General features: G+C 37.5%; 9 protein-coding genes. 1 reads left to right on the top strand and 8 read right to left on the bottom strand.

Translation table 11 applies throughout. From position 1 onward, the window contains the following. Positions 1-4: 4 nt before the first annotated feature. From EV201_RS16030 to mdh, 8 genes are all read right to left on the bottom strand, one after another. Positions 5-778 (bottom strand): TIGR02757 family protein, encoded by a 774-nt coding sequence (locus EV201_RS16030; RefSeq protein ID WP_242610509.1) that lies wholly within the window; start codon positions 776-778, stop codon positions 5-7. 11 nt (positions 779-789) lie between these two features. After that, complete coding sequence (locus EV201_RS16025) at positions 790-1446, bottom strand: ABC transporter ATP-binding protein (RefSeq protein ID WP_130308661.1); 657 nt, start codon at positions 1444-1446, stop codon at positions 790-792. Between the two features lie 41 nt (positions 1447-1487). Then, complete coding sequence (locus tag EV201_RS16020; RefSeq protein ID WP_130308660.1) at positions 1488-2414, bottom strand: calcium/sodium antiporter; 927 nt, start codon at positions 2412-2414, stop codon at positions 1488-1490. Positions 2415-2531: 117 nt separating this feature from the next. Then, on the bottom strand, positions 2532-2750 hold the full coding sequence (tatA, locus tag EV201_RS16015) for a twin-arginine translocase TatA/TatE family subunit (protein WP_207224521.1): 219 nt from the start codon (positions 2748-2750) through the stop codon (positions 2532-2534). A 172-nt stretch (positions 2751-2922) separates the two neighbouring features. Beyond that, positions 2923-5889, bottom strand: coding sequence for a protein translocase subunit SecDF (secDF, locus tag EV201_RS16010; RefSeq protein ID WP_130308658.1), 2967 nt, complete (start codon positions 5887-5889; stop codon positions 2923-2925). A 134-nt stretch (positions 5890-6023) separates the two neighbouring features. Then, entirely contained in the window at positions 6024-6464 is a 441-nt protein-coding gene (locus tag EV201_RS16005; RefSeq protein ID WP_165389688.1) for a retropepsin-like aspartic protease, read from the bottom strand. Positions 6465-6643: 179 nt separating this feature from the next. Further along, positions 6644-9352 (bottom strand): TonB-dependent receptor, encoded by a 2709-nt coding sequence (locus EV201_RS16000; RefSeq protein WP_130308656.1) that lies wholly within the window; start codon positions 9350-9352, stop codon positions 6644-6646. 184 nt (positions 9353-9536) lie between these two features. Further along, positions 9537-10472, bottom strand: coding sequence for a malate dehydrogenase (gene mdh, locus EV201_RS15995; protein ID WP_130308655.1), 936 nt, complete (start codon positions 10470-10472; stop codon positions 9537-9539). A gap of 722 nt (positions 10473-11194) precedes the next feature. On the opposite strand from mdh, the gene EV201_RS15990 reads away from it, so the two are divergent. Continuing rightward, the gene (locus tag EV201_RS15990) at positions 11195-13816 is read left to right on the top strand and encodes a valine--tRNA ligase (protein ID WP_130308654.1); all 2622 of its coding nucleotides are present in this window, start codon (positions 11195-11197) and stop codon (positions 13814-13816) included. The last annotated feature ends 19 nt before the right edge of the window (positions 13817-13835 follow it).

Here is a 13835-nt window from a genome sequence, read left to right as displayed (position 1 = left end):
TAATTTAAAACTTTTCGAAAATGCCCAAACCAAAGAGGGCAAAATCGTATTTGACCGGATCCATTGGATCGAGTTGTCGTAAGGATTGTGTGATTTCGGCCACAGCTGGCCAATCGTCTTGGTTCCGTTTTAACAAACCGAGTTTGCGACCGACCCGACCCGTATGCACATCCAGGGGTAAATAGAGATCTGCTGGCGACATCTTTTTCCAAATGCCAAAGTCTACGCTGCGTTTGTCATTACGAACCATCCACCTTAGGAACATGTTCAGGCGTTTAGCTGATGATTTTTTTAGAACGTTGGAAACATGTTTCTCCGTTCGCGAAGGGTGATCAATGGAGAAAAAGACCTCTCTAAAATGAGCCAAGGCATCTTTTGCATCACCATCATTTGCTGATGGTTTAGAGAAAACGGTTTCTAATCCACCATGGTTTTTATAGATATTCTGAAGTGATTTTATAAAGAAAATGGCATCCTTACCATTGAAGGTGCGATGCTTAAATTCTGCAAAAATATCAAGGTCGGAATCTTCAGCATTCAGTATAAAATCATGGGGGGCTTCATCCATCCATTGCATGAGTTTCTTTGCATTTCTTATGATGGTAGGCCGTTGTCCCCAGGCAATGGTTGCCGCAAGAAAACCTGCTATTTCAATATCCTCTTTTTTTGTAAACCCTTTGGGAATTTGAATGGGATCGGTATCGATAAATGTTTCCCGATTGTAGAGATCGTATTTCTCATCGAGAAAAGACTTGAGTTCAGAATTGGACAGTTTCACTTCAGTGGAATTTAGTTTGCCTCTATCATACCATCGGTCATCACAATTTTGCGATCAGCCATATGTTCCATTTCCAAATCGTGTGTTACGATGACAAAAGTTTGGTTGAGCTTGTTTCTAAGGTCTACGATAATCTCGTGTAGTTCCTGTCGCGTGACAGAATCCAGATTCCCTGAGGGTTCATCTGCAAAGACCACCATGGGTTCGTTGATCAGGGCACGAGCAATAGCAACCCTCTGTTTTTCTCCACCTGACAGCTCCGATGGCTTATGATCCAGACGATGATCCAAACCTAACATGCTCAAAAGTTCCTTAGCCTTTGTTGTTGCTTCAACTTTTGATTTTTTAGCGATATAAGCTGGAATACAAACATTCTCTAATGCTGTAAATTCAGGTAAGAGATGGTGAAATTGAAAAACGAATCCAATATTTTTGTTTCGAAAAGCTGATAGGTCTTTCTCATTTAGGCTTGAAATATCAATGCCATCAAAATACAATTGGCCAGAATCGGGTTTATCTAAAGTTCCAAGAATTTGAAGCAGGGTTGTTTTGCCAGCCCCACTGGCACCCACAACAATTACAATCTCCCCTTTCTGGACATTAAAATCCAGACCTTTTAGGACATGAACTTGTCCAAAACTTTTTTTCAGTTGTTTTGCTTCAATCATAATTGCAGGCTATTTTGATTTTCTTCTTTTGTAACCGCGTTTTATTGGGCGAATACAAAGAAGACGTAAGTTGTGTAAACGAGAATTAAAACAAAGCCTTTCCAACGATGAAGCTTTGCTCTTTTTAAAGGTAATACTAACAAAAATAAAAGAAAAGAAATAGCTAGCATCCAAATCAGGTCGAAATTCAAAACAGCATCACTGACAAATATGTTTTTAACGACTGATGTCACACCCAATACGCCTAAAATATTAAAGATATTAGAGCCGATAATATTCCCAACCGAAATATCCATTTCTTTTTTTAAAGCTGCAACGGCTGAAGTTGCAAGTTCGGGTACTGATGTGCCAAATGCGACAAGTGTTAGGCCAATAACCCGTTCGCTGACACCATATCCTCTGGCAATATTTTTTGCCGCACCAACTAATAAATCGGCACCAAAATAAAGTCCTATAGAGGCGAGAACGATCAAAACAAGAGCCATGAAAATAGATTGTTTTGGTTTTTTGAATTCTTCGTCTTTATTGCCTCGTGATTTCATTATTGTGAAAACCATGAAGGCAACGAGTAGAATAAGAAAAGCGATCCCTTCCCAGGTTTCGATCAGATTGTTCTGCGCAAAGGCAAAGAATAGGAGTGAAGCGCCCATCATAACTGGCCAGTCGAACTTTAGAGAATTGCTTTTGACCGGCAAGGGTAATAAGATGGCGGTAAAGCCTAAAACCAGTGCGATATTGGAGACATTTGATCCGACCACATTACCAATGGCTATATCCGGACTGCCTGATAATGCAGCACCTAAACTTACAAAAAGTTCGGGAGCTGAAGTTCCAAAAGAAATGACGGTAACCCCTACAACAAGAGTGGATATTTTGAAATGGGATGATAAAGCAACACCACCCTTTACCAGTAAATCACCACTTGATAAAAGAATAACAAAGCCTATGATGAGATATAGATAGTCCATGTGTAAAAGAAAATTGCAAATTGAGGGGCAGAAAAAGGATATCAAAAAACAGGCAGTAGAATAAAGTTCTCTGCCTTAATGAATTATTATATAGGGGATATTTGCTGAGTTCAGCTCTTACAATTTCTTAGAGATATCGTCTTTGAAATCCTTGATGTTGTTGATGATATCAGATTCATCTTTGATTTCTTTTTTAATATCTTCCGTTGCTTTTTTGAACTCCTTTATTCCTTTCCCTAATCCCTGTGCTAATTCAGGAATTTTCTTTGCTCCAAAAAGCATAACGATAACAAGAATAACAACAATTATTTCCGGGCCACTAATAAATAATAACATGATGTTTTAATTTAATATTTGCCCAAAGATACCAAAAGTGATTGATTCTTGTATAAGCTTTAATTAATTAAGAATGGGAATGATGTGTTTATTAATCAATACTTAAAATAATGAAATAAAAAATGCCCCGAGGAAAACCTCGGGGCATGAAATATATCAAGACGAATGCGTCTTATTTCTTTTTAGAAATTACTTTCTGAATACGCAGTTTGGTATCGTAAGCAATAGGCGTTGCTATAAATAGTGAAGAGTATGTACCAACTACAACACCAACAATTAATGCAAATGTAAAACCTTGAATAGATGTTCCACCGAAGAAGAAAATCGCTAACAATACAACTAAAGTAGAAAGAGAAGTACTAAATGTACGACGCAATGTACTATTCAATGCATTGTTGATATTCTCTTCCGGATCGCGCTTAGGATGTAATCCCAAGTACTCACGAATACGGTCAAATACAACCACGGTATCATTAATCGAATAACCCACTACTGTTAGAATCGCAGCAATAAAGGCTTGATCAATCTCTAATGAAAATGGCATGATACTGTAGGTTGCAGAGAAGATACCCAATACAATAATTGTATCGTGAGCAAGTGCAGCAACCGCACCTAAACCATACTGCCAGTTAGAGAAACGAACCATGATGTAAAGGAAAATCACGATTAGTGCGAATAAAATAGACCAAACTGCTGACTGACGAATATCATCAGCAATAGTAGGACCTACTTTTTGAGACATCTTGCGGTTATTCTCAAGGAATGATTCCTGAGAAGTTCCTGCTGGAAGATATTGTTTCAATCCTTCATATAGTTTTGCTTCTACTTCATCATCAACCTCTGTACCTTCTTCGTCAATCTTGTATTTAGTTGAAATTTTAACTTGGTTATCACCACCAAATGTTTTTACCTCAGGAGCGTGTCCGTAAACAGCATCAAGAGATTTTGCAATTTCTCCAACAACTACAGGCTGATCGAAAGCTACAACGTATGTTCTACCTCCGGTAAAGTCAATACCTTGATTCAATCCACGAGTGAATAATGATCCAAGAGAAATTACGATCGCAATGGCAGAAATCACATAGAAAACTTTTCTTTTCTGAATGAAAGCAATGCTTGCATTACGTAACCAATTGTCAGTAAGTTTTGTTGTAAATGTGATGTTACGCTTACGCTTAAGGCTACCTTCAAAGAACAAACGAGTAATGAAAATCGCTGCAAATAATGAAGATAAAATACCGATTACAAGCGTTGTCGCGAAACCTTTAATTGGACCTTCACCAAAAATGTAAAGAATAATACCGGTTAAAAGGGTTGTTAAGTTACCATCGATAATTGCTGAGTAAGCATTTTTATAACCATCAGAGATTGCCAGACTTAAACCTTTACCGGCTTTCATCTCTTCCTGAATACGCTCAAAAATAAGTACGTTCGCATCAACCGACATACCGATTGTCAGGACAATACCCGCTATACCTGGTAGGGTTAATACCGCACCCAATGATGCTAAAACTCCAAAGATGAAGAATAAGTTGGTAATCAAAGCAATATTTGCTGTAAGACCAGCGCCTTTGCTATAGAAGAAGAACATATAGAATAGAATCAATACAAAGGCGATAATGAATGACCACATCCCTTTTTGAATTGACTCTTTCCCTAGTGATGGACCAACAACTTCATCAGCAATAATGTGAGCTGGGGCAGGTAGTTTACCTGACTTAAGAATGTTAGCAAGGTCTTTTGCCTCAGCAATAGTGAAGTTACCACTAATTGAAGAGGAACCTCCTTTAATTTCTGATTGTACTGTAGGAGCAGAATAAACATAACCGTCAAGAACAATTGCAATTGCTCTCTGAAGGTTATCCTTAGTTAAACGTGCCCAAACTTTAGAACCTTCACCGTTCATGCTCATTGAGACTTCAGCTCTGGCTGATCTTTGATCGATTTCCTCACGAGCAGAAGTTACAGCATCACCATCAAGAGGTGCTTTACCATCACGTGATGTTACTTTAATTGCATAAAGCTCAAAGATGTTACCTGCATCGTCTATAGACTTAACTCCCCAGAAAAATTTCAAGTTGCGAGGAAGTACAGATTTAACAGCCGGCATTGCGAAAATGTTGTTGACGCGTGCTGTATCTTTGATGTGTGAGTAACCCACAACAGCTAAAGATGATCCACTTCTACCTTGGTTCGGATTAAGAACTGAGAATAGAGGGTATTTCTTAGCCAACTCTTTAGCATTGCTTAATGAATCTTGTGACTCACCTTCAATTTTGTCTAGAAGAGCGACTTCTTCGTCAGCTTTAGCTTCTTTCTTAACTTCAGGTTTCGATTCGATAACCTCGCTGGCAGCGTTAATTTCAGCTAACTTTGTGTTAACCGCATTTAATGCTCCGCCAACCTCACTGTAAGTGAAAGTTTCCCAGAATTCAAGACTTGCAGTCCCTTGAAGAAGTTTACGAACACGAGCGGCATCTTTAATACCTGGAAGTTCGATGATGATACGACCTGAAACATCCGCTTTCTGAATGTTAGGCTGTGCCACACCAAAACGGTCGATACGAGAACGCAGGATGTTGAACGTATTGTCAATAGCTGCTTCAGTTTCAGACTTAAGAACTTTTAACACTTCGTCGTTCTTAGCTCCAAAAGGGATTTTATCTTTTAGTTCAAGCGTACCAAAAATATCTGGCGAAGATAACTGAGCGCTAGGATTGATTTCGCTGAATGCTCTTCCGAAAAGAGTAACAAAGTCATCCTGAGAGTTAGCTTGCATCTGCTTCGCTTTTTCAATAGCAGCAACAAAGGTTTCATCCTTGCTGTTATTAGCCATTGCTTTGATGATATCAACAACAGAAACTTCCATTGTAACGTTCATCCCCCCCTTAAGGTCAAGCCCTAAGTTCATCTCAAGCTCTTTACACTCTTTGTAAGTATAGCCCTTAATTCCTAAGAAACTGTATACTTTTTCTCCTCGAATTGAATCCAGGTAAGTTTGCTCTTTCTTGATATCGCCAGCACCGTACAGTCGAGCATCTTTCTCAACCTTCTTTGTTACGTAGGTAAAAGTCAATTGATACAAACTCACTAGGGCAAATACAATAGCGAGCAGTCTTATCGCTCCTTTATTTTGCATGTGTTTAGGTTTAATAAATTCTTATTATGTGATATTTTTATTTTTCACCTTAAATTAACGCACAAATATATTATTTTTTTTTGATTTTTTTTGAACTATATTTTTGTGCTCAGTCTCAATATTTTAGATGGGTTTTATTGGTTTTTGTTTAAAATGAGGATACTTTTCTGATAATCGATAATCGCTTGGTGACGCAGTAAAAAATCGCTGCCCAATAAGCCACATATTTGTCGTTGACAATGTTTCTCATACATTTTATTGATCTGATTTAAATCGATGAGAACAACATTTAAAATCTCAGATTTAAAGTCGCCAAAGCTCAAGCTTTCGATTTCGACTAAATCTGATTCGATATCATCCCCTCCCAATCCACAGGATTGTAATTCATCTTTATCTTTTTCCTTATGTTGATAATTTAGGACGAAATTTCTATCAAATACAGTTTTTGAAGCACCTGTGTCAATAACCATATCGCCATCTTGTTCACCATTTAGAGTACATTTTATAAGTAGATGAAAACTTTGAGTTTCAAGCTCTATAATTTCAATAGGGATATGGATGGGTGAGTTATTCATAAACATTCTGACCTTGATTTTTTTAATTGAGAACCAAAGATAGCTAATGGTAGGGAAGAATACTGATCTTTTATGAATTAATACTTAAAGTCGTTTAAATATTACTTGCAGGTGGGTGTTTTAAGGCGAAGACATTAGATGTATCACTTTTGGACAGGATGTATGATTGCATTCCTGTTTCAGTTCACCTCGTCATTCTTTTTATTTCTGATTTTATAAGTAAAACTAAGCATGTAGAATTTGTTTAGCTTTTTAGAATAATTGTCTGATGTATACAGGTCGTTTACATAGTGGTTTTTTTCGCTGGTTTGATTTAAAATATCGTATGCAACCAGAGAGATTTCACCCCTTTTGTTTTTGAAAACTTTGCAGGATAAACCTATGTCAAGCAAGCAATTGTTTTCAACTGTGTTTGAACTGATATTATTTCTGTGTTTGAAGTTTGTACTGGTTTTCAGAATTAGGTTTTTTGCAAAATTCCAATACAGACTTAAGCTATTGGTTTGTGAGAGATATTTTGCTCCTGATGAGTTTTGTCCGGTATTTTTAGAACGTGTATAATGGGTTAGGCTTGAAATGGTAAAGTCGAATCTTTCGCTAATGTTTGAACTGAGTTTTAAATCTTGATCCAGGCTTAGTATATTAGAAAATGCTTTCCGGTTATTTACCAAAGTGGGGTTATGCGAAAAATTTGCAGAGGTATTGATGTTTAATTTTGATTGAAGTTTCTTGATTGGAATACCGTACGTGAAACTTGTTTGTAGGTTGTATCTCCCGTCCAAATTTGTCGGCTGTGAAAATTGTCCGCCCTTGGGCATTGAATACGTGTTGTTGATAAGGGTATCTTGCAGAGCGATAATTGTTCTTCGACCTATTATGTTGTTACTTTTGCTTGCATTAAAATTAAAGGCCGTGAAACTGCCTGTTTCCATATTCGAAGCTGAATAATAGACCATCAGATTGTGACTTGATGTTTGATTTAATTTTGAGTTTCCCATTGAGATAAACAGGGGATTTGAAATGTTTACGATTTCCTGCAGTTGTTTAGCCCTCGGGTTTGATGTACCCATTCGATATAAGATATTAAGCACCTTGTTCTCTTGCATTGTCAGCGAAATTTGTGCCGATGGGAGTACTGAAAAATAGGTCTTGTTCAGTTCATGCTGCTTTGGAAATGTTTCTTCGTTTTCGAGAGTTGTATGCTGAAAATCAGCACCAATTCGGACACTTATATTTTTAAGGCGATGATTGTAAGATAATCGTCCCGTCGTGTTTGTTGTCGAATTTTTAAATTGATTCGATGTCAGGGTGTCAAGTTGCGAGTATATTTGATTGTCAGCATCTAAATTATAACTGGATTTTTTCGATTTCTCGGTGTTGACTGAGTAGTTATAACCGACAGATAATTGGCCTTTTTTTCCGATTTTCTCATTGAATGACAGGCCTGCCCTGAAATTTGCGGACTTGGCATTATTATCTGATTTCTGATCGATGTTTTGGTTTGTCTGTTCTGTTTCCCCTTTTATCTCAGAAATTTGACTGTCATCAGAATCATTTTCGTTCCTGTTGTAAGATGCATTTATAGATAGCGTTCGGCCATTTTCATTCAGCATTCTTGAAAAATATAGGTGCTGATCGATATTGACAGATGTGTTATTCTGACTTTTATTATTGCTATTAGAATTTAGAAATGCATCAAAGAGACGGGTTTCGGAGTTAGAGGTGCTTTTTGATCGAGAATCAGAAGTTGATAAATTGGAGTTTATTGTCATCTGATTCTTGGGATGGGAGTTCATCTCCCAGTAAAGGTTAAGATTATGGCTCCCTTCATTATCTTCTGAATGGCTCTCCCGGGAAAGCGTTTGTCCTTCAAGGGGGTATGACGTGTAGGTTCTCAGACTCCGATTTTCGTTTTTGGTCTCGTTATCTGAATAATTATAACCTGCAGAAAATTCATTTTTTTGTTCACCTTGCGTATTGAAATTGAGTCCTAATTTGTTTTGTTGAAGCTCATTCCCGTTTATCGATCTTCTAAAAGTTCGTTTACGGTTCAGATGAAGTGGGGCATTTACATTTTTTGTGTTTCCGGTAAGAGTAAATCGGTTGTTTTCAGAAAATTGATTGAGGTTGGCCTTGATGGCATATTTTTCATCTTTCCCCATACCTGCAGCCAAACTACCAAAGCGCATGTGCTTGCTTTTTTGTTTGGTTACAATATTAATGGTCTTCTTTTTTTCTTTATCCTCGAAACCTGTGAACTTCGATTCATCACTTTTGTATTCATATACCTCAACATTTTTAATAACATCGCTTGGAATGGTCTCTAAAGTTTTGTTGATGTCGTTGCCGAGAAACTTTTTACCATCTACTAATACCTCCTTAACGGTTTGTCCCTGAGCCGAAAGCTTGCCGTTAATATTAAAGAAACCCGGCATTTTTGCTATCAGGTCTTCTGCACTTGCGTCGGGATTAACTTTGTAGGCTTCAGGATTAAAAATGGTTGTATCTCCTTTTTGTTTTGTCGGTGGAAGGGTTTCAACAACACGAATTTCTTCCAGCATTTTTTTGTTTTCAGTCAACTTGAATTGCCCGATATCAACTGTTTTTTTATCAATAGTAAGGGATGTGTTGATTTTTTGATAGCCAATAAAAGAGATCGATAAGTCGTATTGGCCAGGTTTTACTTTCAAGTTGAAATCACCTTTGTTATTTGTAACCGTTCCTGTTCTATCCAGAGAATCTTTTGAGTTAATGAATAGAATAGTCGCTCCGGGAATTGAGACTTGTGTATTTGATTCAAGTACCCGACCTTTTATCAGCGTTGTTTTTTGAGCAGATCCGATCAGGGGAATTAAGAAAAGTAAAATGGTAAAGGCGTATCGATTCATTGATTTCTTTTAAAACGAGTCGCTAATATATAAAGCCTGAAAGTTATGCAATAGAGTCTTGAGGTTAATTGATGTTAAATTGTAAAATCAATGTTTTATCATGCCTGTGGCAGTTGATAGTGGTCGATAAAAAAGGCCCGGCATAAATGCCAGGCCTTTAAGTGATATAAGACGTATTTGGATACTACATAATATCCATCTCATCTAAAACTTTCATAACCGATTTTACCGCAGCTGCTGAACCTTCAAGAAGTTCCATTTCTTCTTTGTTCAGTTTCACCTCGATAACCTCTTCGATACCGTTCTTGCCTAACTTAACAGGTACACCTAAATAGATATCTTTCATGCCATACTCGCCGTTAAGAAGTGCACAAACTGGGAAGATTCTCTTCTGATCGCGAACGATGGCTTCAACCATTTGAGCAGCGGCAGCACCTGGAGCATACCAAGCTGAAGTTCCCATAAGGTTAACCAATTCACCACCACCTTTTTTAGTTCTTTCGATGATTGCTTCTAATTTATCAGCATCGATTAACTCCGTTACAGGAATACCCGCAACAGTTGTGTAACGTGGAAGTGGAACCATAGTATCACCATGACCACCCATTAGTAAAGCTTGAATATCCTTAGGAGAAACATTTAATTCCTCAGCTAGGAAAGCACGGTAGCGAGCAGTGTCTAGAACACCAGCCATACCAAACACTTTATTCGATGCTTTTTTAGCAGTTAAGAAAGCTGCGTAAGTCATCACGTCAAGTGGATTCGAAACGATAATAATGATAGCATCAGGAGAATGCTTTACCACGTTCTCAGTTACTGATTTTACGATGCCAGCGTTGATTGAAATTAAGTCATCACGGCTCATGCCTGGTTTACGAGGAAGACCCGAAGTGATTACGACAACCTCTGAACCAGCAGTGGCAGCGTAATCATTAGTTACACCTTTAACGTGTGTGTTGTAATAATTGATTGGAGCTGTTTGCCACATATCAAGAGCTTTACCTTCAGATAAACCTTCTTTGATATCAACCAATATGACTTCGTTTGCCAATTCTTTTTGAGCGATGCAATTTGCACAAGTTGCGCCAACATTACCTGCGCCTACAACAGTTATTTTCATATTCGTAATTTTAAACATGCCGCTAAAAAAATTCACCACCTCGCTTTTCAGAAATTAAGCTTAAAGACCCAAATGGTTTTTATCTAAAACGACATTATATATTATAACTAAAAATTTGATGTTCTTTATTGAAGAAATATTTCTCTATTCGAAGACAAATATATTCAGATTGGCATAAATTTAATACCATATTTACCTGCTCTTCAACACTAATATTTAAATATATAAAAATTGTTTGTGTTTTTTGTATTAAAAGATGTCTTTATCTTTTTTACGGAAACGTTTGCGTACGATTTTTCCTCTAATTCTTACAAAATCTGTTATTTATAAGGGGAGGTAAATTTCACTGAAGAAAGTTGCGTGTTTTTGTTTAGCTGATTTTTCATTAGAGTATTTTTTAGATATTGCGATTTTGGCAATACTCTCAGTTGTACAATAATTATAATTATGATTTTGTTTCAGGAGGGTTGAATGTGCGTAATATTGGTGTAGAAATTAGATTCTTTTTTGTGTTTTAGATAATCTGAAAAATGCCCGGAAGATATTTTGTGCAGACTTTATTTAAAATCTACGACTTAACAAGGGTTTTTAGCTGAGAATTTCTTAATTTCGTGCCAAATTTTTTGCAAATAATTATTATCTAAATATGAGTTGCTTCGATTGAAAGACAGTTGATTAGGAATTAGCGGTTTGAAATTGAGAACTCAGTAAATCAATAAATAATGGAAATCCCAACAAAGTACAATCCTGCAGAATCGGAGGACAAGTGGTATAAGTATTGGATGGATAAAGGATTCTTCCACTCTGTACCAGACGAGAGAGAGGCGTATACAATTGTAATTCCGCCACCAAACGTCACCGGTGTGTTACACATGGGGCATATGCTGAACAATACCATTCAGGATGTATTGGTCCGTAGAGCTAGATTGCAGGGAAAGAATGTCTGTTGGGTACCAGGTACTGACCATGCATCAATTGCTACTGAGGCTAAGGTTGTAAATAAACTTAGACAAGAAGGTATTTCTAAAGAAGATATCACTCGTGAAGAGTTTATGAAACATGCCTGGGAGTGGAAAGAAAAGCATGGTGGTATCATCTTGGAGCAGCTTAAGAAATTGGGAGCTTCATGCGACTGGGAGCGTACAGCATTTACAATGGACGAATCTCTTTACGATTCGGTAATCGATGTGTTTATCGACTTGTATAAGAAAGATAAAATCTACCGTGGAGTTCGTATGGTGAACTGGGATCCATCAGCGCAAACAGCTGTTTCTGACGAAGAGGTAATCCATAAAGAATTACAATCGAAACTTTATTATTTAAGATATCAGGTTGAAGGTAGCGATGAGTATATTACTATTGCAACCACTCGTCCTGAAACTATTCTGGGTGATACAGCAGTTTGTATCAATCCAAATGACGAGCGTTTTGCTCAATTAAGAGGTAAGCGTTGTATCGTACCATTGGTGAATCGCTCGATTCCTATTATAGAGGATGAATATGTCGATATGGAATTCGGAACGGGTGCTCTAAAGATTACACCAGCTCACGATATTCATGACTACGAAATTGGAGATCGTCATAATTTGGAGACCATTGATATTTTCAATGATAATGGTACCATGAGTGAAGCGGCACAGCTTTACATTGGCAAAGATCGTTTTGAAGTTCGTGACTTGATTCTTCCTGATTTGGAGAAAGCCGGTAACTTGGTTAAAGTTGAAGACTATGTGAACAAAGTAGGTTTCTCAGAACGTACTGATGCGGTTATCGAGCCTAAGCTGAGTATGCAGTGGTTCCTTAATATGAAGGAATTGGCAGAGCCAGCTTTGGAGCATGTCATGAACGATGATATTCAATTGCATCCGGCTAAGTTTAAAAACACTTACCGTCATTGGATGGAGAATGTTAAGGACTGGTGTATTTCTCGTCAGTTATGGTGGGGACAGCGCATTCCGGTTTATTATTTGCCTGAAGGGGGTTATGTTGTTGCCAAAACAATTGAAGAAGCTTTAGTTGAAGCTACGGCTAAAACAGGAAAAACATATCAGGCTGAAGATTTACGTCAGGATGAGGATGTACTGGATACATGGTTCTCGTCATGGTTGTGGCCTATTTCAGTATTCGACGGTATTCGTAATCCTGAAAATGAAGAAATCAAATATTATTACCCAACGAATGATTTGGTTTCTGGACCAGATATTCTATTCTTTTGGATTGCTCGTATGGTTATCGCAGGATATGAATATAAAGGAGAGAAGCCATTTAGTAATGTATATTTAACTGGTATTGTACGTGATGAAATTGGACGTAAGATGTCTAAGTCATTGGGTAATTCACCAGATCCATTAGACTTGATTTCTAAGTATGGTGCGGATGGTGTTCGTGTGGGTATGTTATTGTGTTCGCCTGCGGGAGGAGACTTGCTATTCAACGAAAACTTACCAGAACAGGGACGTAACTTTACAACGAAGATTTGGAATGCATTCCGTTTGGTTAAAGGTTGGGATGTTGCCGATATCGAACAACCTGAATATGCGCGTATAGCAACTGAAGTTTTCCATGCTCGATTGAACAACACCATGGAGCAATTGGATGAGCAGTTTAAGCAATATCGTATCAGCGAAGCTCTGATGACTGTGTATACCTTATTCCGCGATGAATTCTCATCATGGTATTTGGAAATGGTTAAGCCAGCTTATCAGCAACCAATCGATAAGAAGACTTTCGATTCAACGGTTTCTCTTTTCGAGAAGTTGATGCAGTTGTTGCACCCATTCATGCCTTTCTTAACTGAGGAAATCTGGCAATTATTAGCCGATCGTTCTGAAGAAGATAGCATCATGGTTTCCGTTATGCCTAAGCCAGATTCATATGATGCTAAGCTATTAGCAAAATTTGAGAAGGTGAAAGAAGTGATTGTAGCTGTTCGTAATATCCGCAAGCAGAAAAATATTGCTTTCAAGGAAGTTTTGGAGATGAACTACAAATCAAAAGAGGATAATTACGATGCTTCTTTTGACTGTGTTGTGGCTAAAATGTGTAATCTGAAAGAAATTGCTGTTGCAAATGGTGAAATGACTGGAGCCATGTCATTTATTGTGAATGCAATTGAATATTTTATTCCGCTTGGAGATCTTGTTAATGTTGAAGAAGAACTTAAGAAGATGGAAGAAGAATTGAAATACACACAAGGATTCTTAATGTCTGTTAAAAAGAAAATGAGCAACGAGCGTTTTGTAAATAATGCGCCTGCCAAAGTGATTGAAATGGAGAAGAAGAAAATGGCTGATGCTGAAGCTAAAATCAAGGTTTTAGAAGATCGCATTGCCAGTATGAAATAATTTGAACAATCGATATATT

Source organism: Ancylomarina subtilis (assembly GCF_004217115.1).
GTDB lineage: Bacteria > Bacteroidota > Bacteroidia > Bacteroidales > Marinifilaceae > Ancylomarina > Ancylomarina subtilis.
This window is presented reverse-complemented; position numbering and strand designations above follow the sequence as displayed.

Excerpts from the sequence above, each read along its gene's own strand:
- EV201_RS16025 (WP_130308661.1), bottom strand. The coding sequence starts at position 1,446 with ATGATTGAAGCAAAACAACTGAAAAAAAGTTTTGGACAAGTTCATGTC.
- EV201_RS16020 (WP_130308660.1), bottom strand. The coding sequence starts at position 2,414 with ATGGACTATCTATATCTCATCATAGGCTTTGTTATTCTTTTATCAAGT.
- tatA (WP_207224521.1), bottom strand. The coding sequence starts at position 2,750 with ATGTTATTATTTATTAGTGGCCCGGAAATAATTGTTGTTATTCTTGTT.
- secDF (WP_130308658.1), bottom strand. The coding sequence starts at position 5,889 with ATGCAAAATAAAGGAGCGATAAGACTGCTCGCTATTGTATTTGCCCTA.
- EV201_RS16005 (WP_165389688.1), bottom strand. The coding sequence starts at position 6,464 with ATGAATAACTCACCCATCCATATCCCTATTGAAATTATAGAGCTTGAA.
- EV201_RS16000 (WP_130308656.1), bottom strand. The coding sequence starts at position 9,352 with ATGAATCGATACGCCTTTACCATTTTACTTTTCTTAATTCCCCTGATC.
- mdh (WP_130308655.1), bottom strand. The coding sequence starts at position 10,472 with ATGAAAATAACTGTTGTAGGCGCAGGTAATGTTGGCGCAACTTGTGCA.
- EV201_RS15990 (WP_130308654.1), top strand. The coding sequence starts at position 11,195 with ATGGAAATCCCAACAAAGTACAATCCTGCAGAATCGGAGGACAAGTGG.